This window comes from Odoribacter sp. N54.MGS-14, from assembly GCF_000980295.1.
In the GTDB taxonomy this organism is placed as follows: domain Bacteria; phylum Bacteroidota; class Bacteroidia; order Bacteroidales; family Marinifilaceae; genus Odoribacter; species Odoribacter splanchnicus.
Map to the genome: position 1 here is coordinate 1 of NZ_LARL01000026.1, position 17,287 is coordinate 17,287.

Consider the following 17,287-nt stretch of genomic DNA (forward strand, 5'->3'; position numbering starts at 1 on the left):
GTGTCTGACGAGCTTGCGAGGAGTTCCGCCGGTCAGTGATAGAAAAAGTTAGACGACCGACAGAAGCGACCGGGTCGACAATTCCGATCACCGAAGACGAATTATTAACGAAATAAACCTAGATTTAAATAACTTCATAAGTTCCCAAAAAAAGAGTCCCCGGCAATGAGGACTCTTTTAAGTTATCGATATTATTTGTCAGCTTGTTTATACAGTACCTTCCCCCGTTGTTCGATCACCCATTTCCCGTCGAGCCGGCGTACATTGTAAGTGTCGTCATCTTCCTGGTTCCAGACATATCCTCCTGCAGGAAGAGTACGGCGGTCGAGCACCGGATGATTATCATGCCCGGGAACATATACTTCTGCTTTTAACGAATCGGCAGCAAAAACGACATAAGCAGCCGAAGAACTGGATTTATCCGTTTCAGACACCAACTGCACGCCGTCTTCGAACAAACGGATACAATTCTGTTTTACTTCCGACCAGGTATAACCTGCAGCTGCATTACATCCGTGATCGTCCTCGGCCACTCCGATGCGTTGGGTGGTATCGACAGGTACATACACGATGAGCAGTTGATCTTTTCCTTTAAGCTGCAACTCCTGATCCGTTACCGTATACTGCTCTACCTTGTTCAATGCCTTTAAATAAGCATCTTCGAAAGGCATATCCGGGCAAAACATCATGGTAGCCCCTCCGGTCTTAAAGGTCATTTTCCCTTTTTCCCCAACTTCATAAGTTCCGAAGAAACGATTACATCCTGCAGAACCATATACCGCACTACTATCGCTAAATACCAGAGTCGGAATTTGCTGAGGATTCTTTACTTCCTTTCCATTTTCAGTCATCGACTTCAATTGCCATTCTTTGGCTCTTAACAAAGTCAGTGAATTGTCACTACTTTTACATCCGGCTACCGCAACCAGCAGCACCAACAACATTAATTTCATTTCTTTCATTGTTTTCCGTTTTTTATTATAATTATACAGTGCAAACTATTCTTCTTCCCTGATTTCAGCAAATAAATCGTATTCGTCTGCCCCGGTAATCACCATCCGGTAAAATTCACCGACTTGCAAAGTTCTCTCACCAGGAATCAAAACCTCGGGGTCTACTTCAGGAGAATCGTGTTCGGTACGCCCGACATAATACTCCTCTTCCTGCCGGTCGATAAGTACCTTCACAACCTGTCCGATTTGTGAACGCCCGATCTCTTCGGCTATACCGGCTTGTATCTGCATGATTCGCCCGGCCCGTTTCCTCTTGATTTCTTCGGGAACATCATCCTGATAATGCCGGTCACACCAGGTGTCGTCTTCATGTGAATAAGGGAATACTCCCAAGCGTTCGAACCTCATTTCCCGGACAAATTCACAAAGTTCCTCAAAGTCTTCGGCAGTCTCCCCGGGATGTCCGGTCATTAGAGTCGTACGGATAAATATCCCAGGTACTTCCTGCCGGATTTTACGTATCAGTTCAATGGTTTGTTTCTTAGATATGCCTCTTCGCATCTGTTGCAGCATATGATCACTACAATGTTGCAGGGCGATATCCAGGTATTTGCATACATTAGGACGTTCACGCATCACCGTTAACAATTCTAACGGAAATCCGGCCGGGTAAGCATAATGCAGCTTAATCCATTCCAGGCCCTCTATATCTGCAATCCGCCCGATCAGTTCTGCCAACCGATTTTTTCCATACAAATCTATACCGTAATAAGTCAAGTCCTGAGCGACCACCAAAATTTCCTTGACTCCCCCCTTTACCAATGCCCGGCATTCTTCCAGCAATTCTTCAAAATCCCTGGACTTGTGTTTTCCGGTCATGATCGGTATAGCACAATAAGAGCAAGTGCGGTTACATCCTTCCGAAATTTTCAGATAAGCATAATGGTCCGGTGTAGTTAAAACCCGTTGATTACGGATCCGCTCGTCGAAATGTTCACCCATCCGCTCCAATACCCCTTTCCAATCGAACTTACCGAAAAAAGCATCAACCTCTGGAATTTCTTCTTGAAGTTCTGCTCCATAACGTTGTGATAAACAACCGATCACATATACTTGTTCTACAATCCCTTCTTTCTTCCGTTCCACTTGTTCCAAAATGGTATTTACCGATTCTTCTTTCGCATCCCCGATAAATCCACAGGTATTCACAATAACCACCTCTGCATCCGAATTTTCTACATCGGTTTCAGTATCATAGCCTGCTTGATCCAGTTGTTTCAACAGCATTTCGGTATCGACCAGATTCTTCGAACACCCCAGACTGATAATATTTACTTTTTTCATATCGTCAAAAATATCTAAAAATACCCAAAGACGCTCTTCGGTCACCGAGGTTTTCAACTTTGGGGAGGGCAAAGGTACAAAAATTAGTTATCTTTGCGCAATATCTCAAATGAATGAATACGACGCAAACATTACAATGGCTTCCAACTTCTGTCAGAGAAGTAAAGGAACGAGGCTGGGATGTTCCGGATGTCATCCTGTTCTCAGGAGATGCCTATGTCGACCATCCTTCTTTCGGAGGAGCTGTCGTAGGAAGATTACTGGAATCTCTGGGACTGAAAGTCGCTTTGGTGCCTCAACCCAACTGGCAGGATGATTTAAGGGATTTCCGAAAACTAGGTACTCCCCGTCTGTTCTTCGGTGTCAGTGCCGGAAGTATGGATTCGATGGTCAACCATTATACTGCTGCCAGACGCCGGAGGTCGGACGATGCCTATACCCCGGATGGACGGGCAGGTGCACGTCCCGATATGCCTTCGATCGTTTATACCCGTATCCTGAAAAAACTATATCCCGATACCCCGGTGATTATCGGAGGAATCGAAGCTTCTTTACGCCGTCTCAGCCATTACGATTACTGGAAGGATACCTTACAACCCTCTATCCTGATCGATAGTGGAGCCGATATGCTGATCTACGGTATGGGAGAAAAACCGTTGACCGATATTTGCCGGTTGATGCAAAAAGGAATTCCCTTCCGCAATCTGACCAACATACCACAGACCGCCGTCCTGAGAGCCGGTGATGAAACTGTCGCAACCAATAAAAAGTGGCGAACGATCATTCTACACTCCCACGAATCTTGTCTGAGTAATAAAAAACACCATGCCGAAAATTTCCGGTATATCGAAGAAGAATCGAACAGTATCGAAGCGGCCCGTCTGATTCAGCCCGTAGATAACCGGCAAGTGATTGTCAATCCTCCTTATCCTCCGCCGACTACCCGGGAACTCGATGCCGTCTATGCTTTACCGTTCACCCGTCTGCCTCACCCCCGTTACAAAGGGAAAGAAATTCCGGCCTATAATATGATCCGGCATTCCGTGACTTTGCACCGGGGATGCTTCGGGGGATGTGCTTTTTGCACCATCTCTGCCCATCAAGGAAAATTCATTGTTTCGCGCTCTCCTGAATCGATACGGCAAGAGTTGGAACAAATCACCGCCATGCCCGACTTTAAAGGTACCGTTACCGACCTGGGAGGCCCCTCGGCCAATATGTATCACATGAAAGGTAAAAATGAGGAAATTTGCCGGTTGTGTAAACGGGCTTCCTGCGCCTATCCGACCGTATGTAAAAACCTGAATACAGACCACGGACCCTTATTACGAATTTACGAAGAGGCCCGTCAGGTTCCCGGCATCAAACATTGCTTTATCGGTTCCGGGATCCGGTATGATTTGTGTTTAAGTGATACAGGAAATAAAGAAGTTGATAAAACGAATAGACGATATCTTGAGACTGTCATTCGTCACCACGTATCCGGACGTTTCAAAGTTGCTCCCGAACATTGTTCTCCTACAGTGTTAGGTTTGATGCGCAAACCTGCTTTCGGTTTGTTCCAGCAACTGAAATCGATTTTCGATGAGATTAACCGAAAACACCGTTTGAACGAACAAATCATTCCTTATTTTATCTCCTCTCATCCGGGTTGCCGCCCCGAAGATATGGCGGAATTAGCTGTAGCCACAAAAACTCTGGATTTTAAACTCGAACAGGTGCAAGACTTTACCCCCACGCCGATGACTGTGGCGACCACCATTTACTATTCCGGTTATCACCCCTATTCGCTACAAAAAATCGACACAGCAAAATCAGAAAAAGAAAAAAAACAACAAAACATGTTTTTCTTTTGGTATAAAAGAGAATTCCGGGAACAGATCATGACCCTGCTCCGTAGAATCCATCGGGCGGATCTAATCCCGAAATTATATGGAAAAGAGAGAGAAAAATAGAACCAATGTTTTAATTATTCAGGACGATTCGTTAACTTTGTCAAATCGTTGGGCATCTGCCCGAATAGTGTATAGAAAATCATATTCCAATGAGATATCAATTATTGCTTATAGTAGTAATTTTCCTGACAGCCTGTAACAGTAAAGTGAAACAGGCTAATAAGCGTGGACTGGAATATATGAAACAAAACCTGTATGAGCAAGCGATTACCGAGTTCGACAACGCTCTGAGTATAAACAATACCTGGTTTCCGGTTTATTATAACCGGGCTATTTCGTATGCCAATACCCGCCGTTACAAAGAAGCTTTAGCAGATTTCAACTATGTCATAGCCAATTATCCGGATCATGCAGATGCTTATTTTAACCGGGGTATTCTTTATGAAAATCTGGGTATTTATGCCAATGCCATTCAGGACTATTCCCAGACGATCAGCCTGCGTCCCGATTTTATCCAGGCTTACCATTACCGGGGAATAGCCCGGTTCAGGATGAACGATCTCGAAGGGGCTTTAAAAGATTATAACGAAGCCCTGCGCCTCGGAAAAAATGTCGATTTAGAAGTTGCGAAGGCAAAAGAATTCGGTTTGAATTCCAGTGCTCTGTATTTCAATCGGGGAGTAGTATTGCAGAAACAAGGCCAACTAGAAGCAGCGGTCAGGGATTACACCGAAGCGATCGATATCGATCCTTCGAGTGCCCGTTCCTATTATAACCGGGCCATTGCTAAAATGGCACTCTACCAATCCGAGGAAGCTTTAAAAGACCTGGAGATCGCTTCCCGGTTGGGCTTTGAAGCAGCCGACAAGGTGATCGCCGATTATTTCAAGAACTAAGTATAGCCCGAAAGGGTATTTAGGTGTGTGTATAATTCGATGAATATGAAAAATTTATTCTTACTTTTGGTATGCGGACTGTGCTTTCAGTCCGTCGGTTCGTTTGCACAGGGATATAAAATCCAGGTGAATATTCCACAAATGTCTAATAAACAAGTTATCCTCGCCAATTATTTCGAGGGAAAAGTTTACGCTGTAGATACGGCCCAAATCAATAGCAACGGTACGGGATATTTCCAGAAAAACAATAAAAAACTGGCACGGGGAATGTATATTCTCCTTTTCTCCCCCAGTAATTATTTCGATATTATGATCGGGGATAACCAAAATTTTTCCATCACAACCGATACCCTCCAGGTCATAGATAAAATCCGTTTTGAAGGTTCGCCTGAAAATACAGCTTTTCTGGGTTTTCAAAAAGTAATGACTTCGGCAACCCAAAAAAGCCGGCAGATCAAAGAAGCCATGGAAAAAGATCCGGCAAAAACAAGCCCCGAAGCAAAAAAGAAATATTCCGCCCGATTCGATCAGATCGATAAGGAAGTCCGTGATCATATCGCCGGACTTTGCAAACAATTTCCGAACTCGGCTTTAGCTACCTTCGCCAATTTTACACTCTCCGTTCCTACTCCTGATTTTTCAAAAGAAATACCTGAAAATACCCCCAACCGGGATTTTGAAATACAAAAAAAAGAATACCTCTTTTCAAAGGCACATTATTGGGACAATACTAATTTTCAGGACAGTACTTTAATCCGCACTCCTATTTTCAAAAGTAAGCTCGACGAATTCTTCAATACCAGAGTATTGATGATTCCGGATAGTGTCTATAAAGAATCGGTGAATATCATTGAAAAATCGAGAGGTTGTAAAGCCATGTTCCGCTATCTGGTAAGCTATTGTTTCAATTATGCCCTATCGAACAAGTATATGGGAATGGACGCCGCCTTTGTATATCTGGCAAAAAAATATTACCTGACAGGCGAGGCCGACTGGGTAGACAAAAAGACCCTCGAAAATATCGAACGGGAAGTGATCCTTACGCAATATAATCTGATCGGCCTGAAAGCGCAGGAATTGAAGCTGCCGACTATGGACGGCGATTGGGTCAGTCTATATGAAACCGAAGCCCCCTTTACGTTATTGCTTTTCTGGGAAGCCGATTGCGGACATTGTAAAAAACAGGTACCTCAGGTCAAAACAGGATTACTGGATAAATTCAAACCTTATGGTTTCAAAGTATTTGCCGTACACACTCAGAACGATAAAGAAAAATGGGAAAATTTTGTTACCGAACATGAACTATTCGATTTTATCAACTGTTGGGATCCTCAGAATCAAACTAATTTCAGGGTATACTATCACATCGATTCTACTCCGGTCATGTATCTCCTGGATAAGGATAAAAAAATCATCGCCAAGAAACTGGATATTGAACAATTTGCAGATATCCTAACCAAAGAATATAAAAGAATCGGTATCGAAGTGAAAAACTAAACGTTTTTCACTTTTTTTATCCCGAAGCCGATTTTCTGAATCAATTTTAAAGTCCCCATAGCTGTCCGGCGGTCATAATCTTTTTCCGTTTCGGATAATTCCTCATAAGGCACCAAACCGGGATGGGTACGAAGTGCATCATTTCTTTCGGGACCATATTTCCATCCTTCGGCCAAACGGCCTGCAGCCCATACTTCATGTACATTTTTTGCAATGATCTCGGCCAATTCGCATAATTCCGAAGGTAGTTGTATATCGCTGACATCTATCGGGGCCGGAATATAATCTGATTTCATCGTTCGATCGTTTTATTTGTACAAAGATACAGATTTATTTCCGACACGAGGTGTCTTAACACCGGGTCTTTGAAACGGATTTTTAGAATAACCCGCTTCTCTCCTTTGTCTATGATCTCCTATTCGGCAGTTCGATAAAACAAAATTCGGGGAAATAAAGTATAAGCGGTTATAAAGATAAGCATCTGAAAAATAAGTCCTGAAAAATACTTATATTTACAGCAGTCTATTCAGCTATTTTGTCATGAGCAAGTATACGACAAATGAAGAAGAAAGCCAATGTCTGCCTAACCGGCTCGGTTTAACCCGTCCCGGGGAGATTGCAGAAGCAGAATTCGAAGGATTCCTGTTAGCTGAAATCATGCTGACCGAAACACTGACTACCGCCACTCGTTTCGACTGTCAATATATCCGCAATATACATAAACTGGCTCTGAAAGAACTCTACACCTTTGCAGGAAGATACCGGACGGTCAATATGTCGAAAGGAGGATTCCTCTTCCCTTCTGCTCTGTTTATACCACAGAGCATGCAATTTTTTGAAGATGAAATTCTGAAAAAATTACCCGATACTTATCCCGATAAGGCTTCTTTAGCCAAAGATGTAGCCATCGTCCACGGAGAATTGCTTTTCATCCATCCTTTTCGGGAAGGAAATGGCCGGACGGCCCGTATCCTGGCGAATCTAATGGTACGCAAACAAGGCTATGAAGGATTAAGGTTCGATAAAATACATTTCAGGGACTACGTCGTTGCCGTACAGCGGGTCAGCGAAAAAAATTATCTCCCGATGCAAAGAATTATAGAAACTATTTTTTGAGTTTTTCATTTACCCGGGCATAAATAGCCTGAACTTTTGCTTCCGGAATAAAAATCCCTTCTATACGGAAAGAAGCTATCATAGAATCAAGGATAAATTTTCGTTCGGTAGGACGTACCGGAGTGATAAAAACTGTGTTTTTCGATATCTTTTTCATGTTACAAATATACAAAAAATCCCCCTAAAAACCTCAAACAAACAGCATTTTTTATCGATTTTTCAGCTATCCGAAATCTTAAATTTCGACAATAATTCTTTTACAATTTGCGCATGAAGCTCTACTGAGAAAGGAACTGTCCACACCAGATCATTCTTTTCACACACCACTGTCAATAATCCCTCTGCAAGTAGATTAGACAGATTAATACTTTTTTCATGTTTCACCTTTTTCATTGTATGCCCACACTCCAAGATATAGAAGTGACCGATAGTCTACCTCTCAATAGTGGAGTCGGCAGTCCCAGAAATAAGAGGATAAACGTATCGGTCACATATCTCTACGCGACATACAGTTCATCTTTCTTATTTCGTAAAAGTTTTGCCGACTTCCTATTGAAAAAGATTAAACTTTACATCATGTTATTACAAACTTAGGTACAACTCTTTGTACCGAAACAAAGGTAATAACTATTTTTAGATAAAAAAGCAAATGAATTATACAATTTATTCATTTTGGCTAAAATTTTATTCTATCTACTTTGGACTATATTATTCCTATATAAAAAAAACCACGCTTTCACGTGGCTCCTTTAAACAGGAAAGGATTTATTTTTTCCGGGAATACTTATTTCCAATATAAATGCAATCAATAATCCGAGCCCTCCGAAGAACAGTACACAACCGCAATAGCCCGATTACCGGTTACGAAAGACTTTTTTGAAATAGTTCAATGACTGAATTCGAATTCTTTAATCAGATACCCGATCCCTTTTTGTTTTAAAGCTGCAGCAGCTTGTTGTGCTTCTTCACGGGTATCGTATACACCGGTACAATAACGCACAACCCCATGGCTTAATTTCTCTGTAAACACTACCCGAAACTGATTGAGGACAGCAGGCACATTTTTAAATACGCCCAACTGCAAAGTAAAAAAACGGCCTTTTACCGCCCTTAATTCCCTCAACTGAGTCTCTCCGATTTTTTTAGTTCCTTCTTCAGCAGCAACAGCCATCTGGTTCGGATTGAATAAAGAGTTCGGTCCCGGCTTATAATTCGTACGCAATACTTTAAACTCGATTCTCCGATTCAATTGCAAGGCCGTTTCCCGTTGCTCTCCTCTCAAACGGCCGACAAACCTTTCGTTCACTACCTCCCCGACTTTAAAGAACGGATATTCATGGGCATCCTTTTCATTGATTTGGCGGGGTTGAGTTTCCCCGTATCCTTTCGCTTCAAGCCGGTCCCAATACACCCCTTTCCCGATCAAATAATCGACCACAGCCCGAGCCCGGTGTTCGGATAAAATCCGATTAGCTTCGTCGTTTCCCACCATATCCGTATGAGCGGACAACTCTATCGTTATATTCGGATTATCCTCCAGAATAGTCAATAATTCTTCCAGATTCTGTCGTGCCTCCGGACGTAACTCCCATTTAGCCACATCAAAATAGATATTAGGTATGACGATCGGTTTTTCTATCGGCTGCATCCCGATCTGTAATTCATAAAGCCGGTCGGCTTTTTCCCGATAAGTCGATACCAGTCCCTTCCCTTTCAGGAAACGGGGATGGTCGGTGACAAATACATACTCACAATCAGAAACGACTTCCATTTCTGCCCTTCCCAGTGAATCCGTCTCTAAATAAGAGACTTCTCCATTATCGGCAGTAACCGTAACATTTACTTTGGCTATCGGAAGTTCGGTCACTGTATTGACTGTCAATAAATTGATTTTCAATTGTTGCGGTATAAAACTAAAACGATAAATATGATCGTTTCGACCGCTTCGTCCCGAAGTAAGCAAACCGTCCTCCGTTCCCGGTTTAAAGGCAATACCGAAATCATCTGCAAAAGAATTTAAGGGTGCAGGCAAATGAACGATAACCTCCTTTCCAGCTACATTCCCCACTTTATACAAATCCAATCCCCCAAAACCATAATGCCCGTTAGAAGCAAAATAAAACTCTCCATTCTCTCTCACATAAGGAAACATCTCGTCCCCGGCCGTATTGATCAATTCGCCTGCATTCTGAGGTTGCCCCCATTTTTCCTCCAGCCTGTCCACATACCAGATATCTTTTCCTCCGAACCCTCCGGGCAGCTGATCGGTGACAAAATACAACCGTAATCCGTCAGGAGTCAATGCCGGATGTCCGATAGAAACAGAATCCCCGCAAATACCAGCTAAAGAAACGCTACCCCATTCTTTTTTTTCGGTTTCCTCCCCGGAATTAGCGGCTTGCCGGATTACTTTATAAATACGGGTACCTACCTGGCTCTCTTTGATCATACGTGAAGAGGTGAAATAAAGTGTACGCCCATCGGGAGCAAAGCACATGACTCCTTCACTCCGGTTGGAATAAATAGAATCTTTCTGCAATTCCGGTTGCAACCATCGTGGTTCCTTAAAACGCTTTACCTTCACTTTACCTTGTTTATCCGTAGATCTGATTTCCTGCACATACCTCGTCCCGTAGATATGGCTATACCCTTCGCCGGTAACCGGGTCTGTCTTTATTCTCTTTTTTCTCGGATCGGGTTTGCGCGTAGAAGCCAATAAAACCCGGGTCGTATCCCCCGGCACATACACCGGAGCGAAATCGCTGTACCTGGAGTTAAACTCCCGCTTCAAAGCTATCCGGTAACGCCCTTGTTCTCTCAGATCGTTATCCACTTGTTCCAGATAATAAAGGCCATCGTTTCCTTTTCCATCACCGAACAATGCTTCTTGTTTACGATAATATTCCCTCGCCGTAGCGGTATCGTCGTTCATCACCGCAAGCTGAGCCACTTTCAGATAGATTTCAGGTATTTGCGGATTGGCTCTTTCGGCTTTTCTCAACCAGTTGTAAGCTTCTTTCAGCCGATTTACATTTTGATTTACCTGCCCAGCCTTTATCGCTGCAAGTGCCTGAAAATCTTTGGATTTTGTTTTATGATAAGCCTTTTCGTATTTCGATCCGGCCTTATAAAATCGTCCGGTCTCCGCCATACGATCCCCTCTCCTCATATAATATTTTGAAGAACAGCCCATCATTCCGACGAGCACACCACAAATAATCAGAAAAAATTTCATAACCACATCCAACTAACCGGCATCTGCCCCGATTTTACAAAGCAGCGATCAATAAATTTATATCTCTGGCTATCAAGCCCAACTTATCCGCAATCACATTCTTAGTCAAAATTCCGTTATAAAGGTAAACCCCTTCCCTTAACCCTGCATCCATCCGGATGGCATTGGTAAATCCTCCTTGCCTGGCAATATGCTGAAGCATAGGTAAGAAAACATTACTATAAGCGATCGAAGCAGTCCGGGCTACCCGCGACAATACGTTCGGAACACAGTAATGGATTACTCCTTCATAAGTATACACCGGTTTTTCGTGAGTCGTCGGACCCGCTGTCTCAATACATCCGCCATGATCGATAGACATATCCACGATCACCGCTCCTCTTTTCATCAACCTCACCTGGGCTTCCGAAACAACGGTATTCTCTCCGTTATCGAAACAACGCATAGCTCCGATAAGCACATCGGCCGAAGCCAACGCTTTATCCAATACCGGTTTATGAAAAACAGAGGTAAATACCCGCTGTCCCAAAACCTCGTTCAGCTTCCGGAGACGCTCGACCGAATGATCGAAGATTTTCACGGTCGCTCCCAGGCCTAAGGCTGTACGGGCAGCGAATTCACCCAAGGTGCCTGCTCCCAGAATAACGATTTCCGCCGGCGTAATCCCACTGATACCTCCCAAAACAATCCCTTTACCTCCCCGCGAATTATTAAGATATTCACTGGCTATCATGATGGCCGAATTACCGGCAATCTCACTCATAATCCGGACCACCGGATAATACCCCTCTCCGTCTTTCAAAATATCGAAACCGACTGCCGTCACTTTTTTCTGCATCATTTCGGTAATGGCATCCTTCCGCATGTCACAGAGTTTCAGAGGGGAAAGAATCACTTGCCGGTCGTGCATATAAACCGTATCCCCGGCAGAAACAGAAGTCGCCTTAAGCACAACGTCGGCAGTATACACTTCACCTAAAGTCTCTACGATCATAGCACCGGCATCGGCATATTCCGTGTCACCGTAATAGGCATTATTACCGGCCCCACGCTGGATCAACACTTCATGTCCCATAGAAACCAGGATATGAACAGATTCGGGAGTGAGACAAATCCGGTTCTCCCCTTTCTCCAGCTCGTTCGGTATCCCCAGAATCAATTTCTTCTGCCTTTTATCCTGAAAAACTTCTTTTTCCTGATAAAGAAACCATTGCTTATTAATCGTTCCCGACATTCTGCCTGTGTTGTCCATAGTCTTAAAAGTTAAATTTCCACCTTCAATTCACGACTTCCATCCGGATTTTCAGTAAAATAACAATCGACGATACCTTCTGGAAGCAGCTCGTCTATTTTTTCAGGCCATTCGATAAAACAACGGTCTCCACTGAAAAAATACTCTTCATAACCGAAATCAAGCGCTTCAGCTATATGGTTTACGCGATAAAAATCAAAATGATATAGGGATTTCCCATTTTTTGTCTGATACTCGTTGACCAGGGCAAAAGTCGGGGAACTCACATCGTCGGTTACCCCCAGACAGGCTGCGACGGCCTTTACAAAAGTAGTCTTCCCTACTCCCATCGGTCCGTACAAAGCAAAAATAGTTTTGTCTCCGACATAATCCAAAAATTCTGCCGCCACTTTATTCAGATCTTCGAGATGATTGATTGTCCATTTCATAGGCTTCTAAATCCATTAGTTCAAATAATATTTCTTAAAAAATTCAAGATAAACCTCTATATTCTTTTTGCCGGTCAATGTCTGCAAATTCACTTCAGTAATAATGAAATTCGTATAATCGACATTTTTCAGCGATTTGAATAATTTCCGGTTGCCGATGACTGTCGTGAAATAACGCATCGCTTCTTCTTTGTTATTGAAACCGGACACCACCATACAATCGTGTTCTTCATCGAACTTCAAATTGTTCAAAGTCAGTCCTGCAAAATTAAATTCTTCGAAAATTGTTTTCAACCGGTAGGGATCGATCGTATTGGGATAGAACAAAACGAACTTGTGTGCTACGCTCTTATTGTAAATATAATCCCCATCTTCAACCCCGATAGCTCCCGCACTTTTCAGATAATGATCATCGAAAAATTTCAGGTATTCTTCCAGGTATTCATTTTCCTGCATAGCTTTGAGATTATGGGGAGTGATCAGGAATACTTCATAATCTACCCCGGCCAGCAAATCGAACAATTTCTTATTTTTCAGGACTGCCGACATATAGTCCAACGCCTGTTTCTTATTACCGATATGCTTGACCACTATCAATTCCAGGTCCCGGTTATAATCCCCTTTTTCGAATGTAAATGCAGGATCCACCTCCTGCAAAGCTTCTACAATGCGTTTCGTATTGACTTCCCGGAAAGGAACAGCCAAAACAAAATGATGATTCTCTTGTTCTTCATTGTTAAAGACATGGGCAGCAGTCCCCCATTTCCCTACAATTTTCTCACCTTGGTAACGATCCTCAAAATAATTCTCGGTAAAGAAATCGACATACTGATCGATATTATTCAATCGCTTCAGGATAGAGAAGTTGTCCGGCGATATAGCGAACATCCGGTAACTTTCGTTTCCCAGAATCTTCAACAAAAACTTATCCGTAGCTATTTTATGCAAATATTCGGAAGCTTCCGAATACTGTCCGAACCGACGAACAACCAGCACCTCTTTTTTGTACCCGAGCTCTTCTTTTTTCATTTCATAACTTTTCCCTTCGGCCATTTCGGCAGCATGAATAAACTTCAAACGCGCTTTAAATCTGGTTTCCTGAACGGTTGTAAATTCCTGTGGTAAAAACAATACCACCCATTGTTCTTTTTCTTTTTCGATTTTATAAGTTGTTTCTTCTTTCCGGCTACGACCAGCCAGTACTTCTTCATCGAATTGCCAATTGCGGTTCGCCTGTAAAGAACGGGCCTGAGCCATTTCCGCTTCGGAATACCGAACAGGTTTTTCTCCTACCGCTAAAGAAGCCAGGATGTCGCTAGTCACCTGCAGGATCTCTTTTCCGGGACGGGCTGCGATTACCTCTTCCAAAGCGTTCTTCGCCTCCTGGGGAGAACCGGTATTTACAACACACATCGCTTTCAGAAACAGCACATTTGCTTTCAATTTATTATCCGGGTACGCTTTCAGGATTCTGTCACAAATTTGTGCTGCTTCGTGGTAATAAACTTTTTGGTAATATCGGTAAGCTTCCTGATACTTTTTCTCTACCACTTTCAGCACATCTTCGACCTGACGGAAATAGTTCGGGTCTTGTAGTCCCCGGGCGAAATCACTTTCAGGGAAAAGAGCGGTCAGCTCTGTTTTATATCTTTCAGCCTCTGCCGCCTTACCTGCCTTGAGAGCGGTCGTGGAAGCCAGATAATAGACCATCGGCAGATTAGCGGTATTTTTAAAACGCTGAATATAAGCATCGAAACACTCTAAAGCCTTTTCCGGATCATTCAAACGGTACAAATAAATTTCGCCGGCTTTATAATAAGCTTCTTCGATCTGTTTTTCAGATGCCTGCAGCATTTCCGGTGTCAGGGGGAGATCCTGCAAATAATACTCCCTGCTCTTTACATCTTTCACTTCCCTTTCCCCTCCCGTCATCTCTGCTAATTCTTCGCCGGTTTCGTCTGCCAAACCGATACTTGCTTTGTTTCGTCTGCGCCAATTGTCTTCCAGCTTACGCCGTCCCCATTTCCGCTTAAAATCATTTTTCCCCAGAGCAATCGTCACGGGATTATAAAAATACCAATCCCCTCCGCTGTTACCCTGCGAAAAAGCATCTCCCCGGCTAAGCATATCGTTACGGCGATAAAAATTGCGCTCGGCCTGCTCCCTTCGTTCCTGTTCTTTGCGAGTATTTTCCTGCTCTTTAATCGCAGTGATTTTATCGTCGATCAAGCGGTTTCTCTCTTCTTCCGGTAACACCGCTATCCGCTGCAAACTATCCTGCGTTTGTATAATTCTCAGATTCGTAACCAATTCGGTCAGATCGGTCAGTAAAGATTTTAGTTTTTCATAATCTTCATAACGCGAATCCATGACAAGCAAACAAGAATCGTAACAACTCTGTGCCTGCACATAGGCCTTGTTTTTGAAATAATAATCCCCTAATTTTACAAAAGACAAAGCCTGCTGATTATCGTTATCTACAGAGGCATGCACGGATTTCCAATACAAACCGGCCGCTCCTTCCTCATTTCCACGTTTATTTTCGATATTGGCCAAAGCATAATAAATCCGATCCTGAAATTCCTCGTTCCGGGAATCCCGCAACATTTTCTTCAATTTCTTTTCTACGGCCGCATCTCCTTCCTGATAGGCTAAAGCCATACCGATCCGGGCATTGAAGACCATTTCATAATTGAAATTGAACCGGGTAGCTTTTTTCAATGCCAGTTTAGCAGCCCCATCCTGATTTTCTTTTACATATAATTGAGACAACAAAAAATTGTAGCGCGGTTTACGTTTTATGCTTTTACAAGTCCTGACCAATCTTTCTGCCTCAGGAATCGCTTGTTCGTACATACCTTGACGCACATAGAAATCGGTTCTCGCCGCAGCAACCATCTCCCGTTGTTTCCGCTTTAATGTGCTCCCGTCGAGCCGGTCCATGATCCGGGCAGCCTCTTCGTAGCGTCCCATTTCCGTCAGGCTCCGGAATAACCAGATCGACACCTCGGTCATCAAGGCCTCGTCTTCGGCATATTGCCTTTGTATAAAACGAAAAGTGTTATTGGCCATCGTGTATTTCTTCTTATAGAAATAAGCTTTCCCCAATAACAGATAGCATTTATCCAACTGGTTATTAAATTCTTTTTTCTTTCGGAAGGTCTGATAATTTTTGGAATCTTTATTCTTTCTCCGCCTGGGTTTAGCCGTGATCGAATGTTTATCGGTCGCTTTAGCCGCCTTTTCGATCACGTAGTCCATATCGGAGCTGCAAATACTACGCGTCTGTTCGTCATTAGATACGAAAACAGGCAAAAGGTGGGTATAATCCTCCTTATGCCTGTTTTCCATATGCTTTATCCCGGACTTCAAAGCCTGGTCACCGTTAAAATATACGTTATAACGGGTAGTCAACTGGTGATAGTTACGTGAAAAGAAATTGTTTCTCTTCACCGAACAACCGCACAGCACCACCATCATCCCCGTTAATATATAAGAAGAATATTTCATTTAGACATGCTGTCCTATTGTCTGGTGACTCTCACTCTTTTTGCCGGGTCGTGATTTTCCTCTACGGCTTTCACAACTTCATCCGCCAACTGCCTGAACGCTGTTCCCGTAATCGAATCGGCATTCAAAGCTACAGGTTTACCTGCATCGCCTCCATCACAAATACTCTGTACAACAGGTATTTCGCCCAACAACCGGAGACCTCTTTGTTCGGCCAGTTGTTTCGCCCCTTCCCGTCCGAAAATATAATATTTATGATCGGGCAATTCAGCCGGAGTAAACCAGGCCATATTTTCCACCAGGCCTAGCACGGGCACCTGTATACCCGGCGACTCGAACATATTGATTCCTTTGATTGCATCGGCCAAAGCCACCTGCTGAGGTGTACTGACTACAATAGCTCCTGTCAGGGCGACAGTTTGTACCAAAGTCAAATGAATATCGCTGGTTCCCGGCGGAAGGTCGATCAGCATATAATCCAATTCGTCCCAAAAACCTTGCTCCACCATCTGTTTCAATGCATTGGAAGCCATCGGCCCCCGCCAGACAGTGGCAGAAGCCGGATCGACAAAGAAACCGATAGATAACAATTTTACGCCATATTTCTCTACCGGCACAATGAAATCCTTTCCGTCGATCTGCTCCATATAGGGCTGAGCCTCTTCGCAACCGAACATTTTCGGAATAGAAGGACCGAAAATATCCGCATCCACCAAACCCACTTTATATCCTTCAGCAGCCAAAGCAACCGCTAAATTGGCCGCCACGGTAGATTTTCCTACTCCTCCTTTACCCGAGGAAACAGCGATTATATTTTTTACCTTTTCCAGGGACAACGGTCTCTCCAAATCCTGAACAAACAGGTTTTCGATCTCTACCTCCGTATAAGAAGTTTTTTCTTTTATCAGGGCTTCCGCTTTTTTCTTCACCGACCCGACAAACGGATCGCTGGCTTTCTGAAACACCAGCCGAAACAACACTTTCTCTCCCTCGATCCGGATATTTTGCACCATATCCAGTTCCACAATATTTTTAGAAGTACCGGGATACTTCACTTCTGTGAGAAGATCCCTGATTTCTTTAAGTTTTTCCTGCATCATAACATTTAAAAATTTAATATCCCTTTAGGGGTAACGAAAATAGTAAAAATAGCCGATTCGC

At 43.4% G+C, this 17,287-nt stretch carries 14 protein-coding genes; 4 read left to right on the forward strand and 10 right to left on the reverse strand.

What is annotated here, in order from left to right; translation table 11 throughout:
• Positions 1-191 precede the first annotated feature (191 nt).
• Together WS42_RS07170 and rimO are read right to left on the reverse strand one after the other, a co-directional pair.
• Positions 192-962, reverse strand: a complete 771-nt coding sequence (locus WS42_RS07170; protein ID WP_046402379.1) for an META domain-containing protein — start codon at positions 960-962, stop codon at positions 192-194.
• Positions 963-998: 36 nt separating this feature from the next.
• Complete coding sequence (gene rimO / locus WS42_RS07175; protein ID WP_046450919.1) at positions 999-2,297, reverse strand: 30S ribosomal protein S12 methylthiotransferase RimO; 1,299 nt, start codon at positions 2,295-2,297, stop codon at positions 999-1,001.
• 113 nt (positions 2,298-2,410) lie between these two features.
• Between rimO and WS42_RS07180 the strand changes: the two genes are divergently transcribed.
• The 3 genes from WS42_RS07180 to WS42_RS07190 all read left to right on the forward strand — a co-directional run bounded on the left by WS42_RS07180 (position 2,411) and on the right by WS42_RS07190 (position 6,585).
• Positions 2,411-4,252, forward strand: coding sequence for a YgiQ family radical SAM protein (locus WS42_RS07180; RefSeq protein ID WP_022159427.1), 1,842 nt, complete (start codon positions 2,411-2,413; stop codon positions 4,250-4,252).
• Positions 4,253-4,341: 89 nt separating this feature from the next.
• Positions 4,342-5,088: a tetratricopeptide repeat protein gene (locus WS42_RS07185; protein WP_013611096.1), complete on the forward strand. Its 747-nt coding sequence runs from the start codon at positions 4,342-4,344 to the stop codon at positions 5,086-5,088.
• A gap of 45 nt (positions 5,089-5,133) precedes the next feature.
• On the forward strand, positions 5,134-6,585 hold the full coding sequence (locus tag WS42_RS07190) for a TlpA family protein disulfide reductase (protein ID WP_162610037.1): 1,452 nt from the start codon (positions 5,134-5,136) through the stop codon (positions 6,583-6,585).
• Here WS42_RS07190 and WS42_RS07195 read toward each other — a convergent pair.
• Positions 6,582-6,881 (reverse strand): RyR domain-containing protein, encoded by a 300-nt coding sequence (locus WS42_RS07195; RefSeq protein ID WP_046402375.1) that lies wholly within the window; start codon positions 6,879-6,881, stop codon positions 6,582-6,584. The genes WS42_RS07190 and WS42_RS07195 overlap by 4 nt on opposite strands.
• 244 nt (positions 6,882-7,125) lie before the next feature.
• Between WS42_RS07195 and WS42_RS07200 the strand changes: the two genes are divergently transcribed.
• A complete protein-coding gene (locus WS42_RS07200) occupies positions 7,126-7,701 on the forward strand; it encodes a Fic/DOC family protein (protein ID WP_013611099.1) in 576 nt (191 codons plus the stop codon).
• Here the strand turns inward: WS42_RS07200 and WS42_RS15425 are convergent.
• From WS42_RS15425 to WS42_RS07225, 7 genes are all read right to left on the reverse strand, one after another.
• Positions 7,691-7,858 carry a hypothetical protein gene (locus tag WS42_RS15425; RefSeq protein ID WP_157741825.1) on the reverse strand — a complete coding sequence of 56 codons (168 nt, stop codon included), beginning with the start codon at positions 7,856-7,858 and terminating at the stop codon, positions 7,691-7,693. The two genes, WS42_RS07200 and WS42_RS15425, sit on opposite strands and share 11 nt — an antisense overlap.
• A 62-nt stretch (positions 7,859-7,920) precedes the next feature.
• Positions 7,921-8,094 carry a hypothetical protein gene (locus tag WS42_RS15430; protein WP_195305791.1) on the reverse strand — a complete coding sequence of 58 codons (174 nt, stop codon included), beginning with the start codon at positions 8,092-8,094 and terminating at the stop codon, positions 7,921-7,923.
• Positions 8,095-8,587: 493 nt separating this feature from the next.
• Complete coding sequence (locus tag WS42_RS15435) at positions 8,588-10,936, reverse strand: OmpA family protein (RefSeq protein WP_286728413.1); 2,349 nt, start codon at positions 10,934-10,936, stop codon at positions 8,588-8,590.
• A gap of 34 nt (positions 10,937-10,970) precedes the next feature.
• The gene (locus WS42_RS07210; protein WP_022159887.1) at positions 10,971-12,188 is read right to left on the reverse strand and encodes an alanine dehydrogenase; all 1,218 of its coding nucleotides are present in this window, start codon (positions 12,186-12,188) and stop codon (positions 10,971-10,973) included.
• An 11-nt stretch (positions 12,189-12,199) separates the two neighbouring features.
• Positions 12,200-12,616, reverse strand: a complete 417-nt coding sequence (gene tsaE / locus WS42_RS07215) for a tRNA (adenosine(37)-N6)-threonylcarbamoyltransferase complex ATPase subunit type 1 TsaE (RefSeq protein WP_013611102.1) — start codon at positions 12,614-12,616, stop codon at positions 12,200-12,202.
• 15 nt (positions 12,617-12,631) lie between these two features.
• Complete coding sequence (gene porW / locus WS42_RS07220) at positions 12,632-16,096, reverse strand: type IX secretion system periplasmic lipoprotein PorW/SprE (protein WP_046450912.1); 3,465 nt, start codon at positions 16,094-16,096, stop codon at positions 12,632-12,634.
• Positions 16,097-16,140: 44 nt separating this feature from the next.
• Positions 16,141-17,223 carry an Mrp/NBP35 family ATP-binding protein gene (locus WS42_RS07225; protein ID WP_046402444.1) on the reverse strand — a complete coding sequence of 361 codons (1,083 nt, stop codon included), beginning with the start codon at positions 17,221-17,223 and terminating at the stop codon, positions 16,141-16,143.
• Between the last annotated feature and the right edge of the window lie 64 nt (positions 17,224-17,287).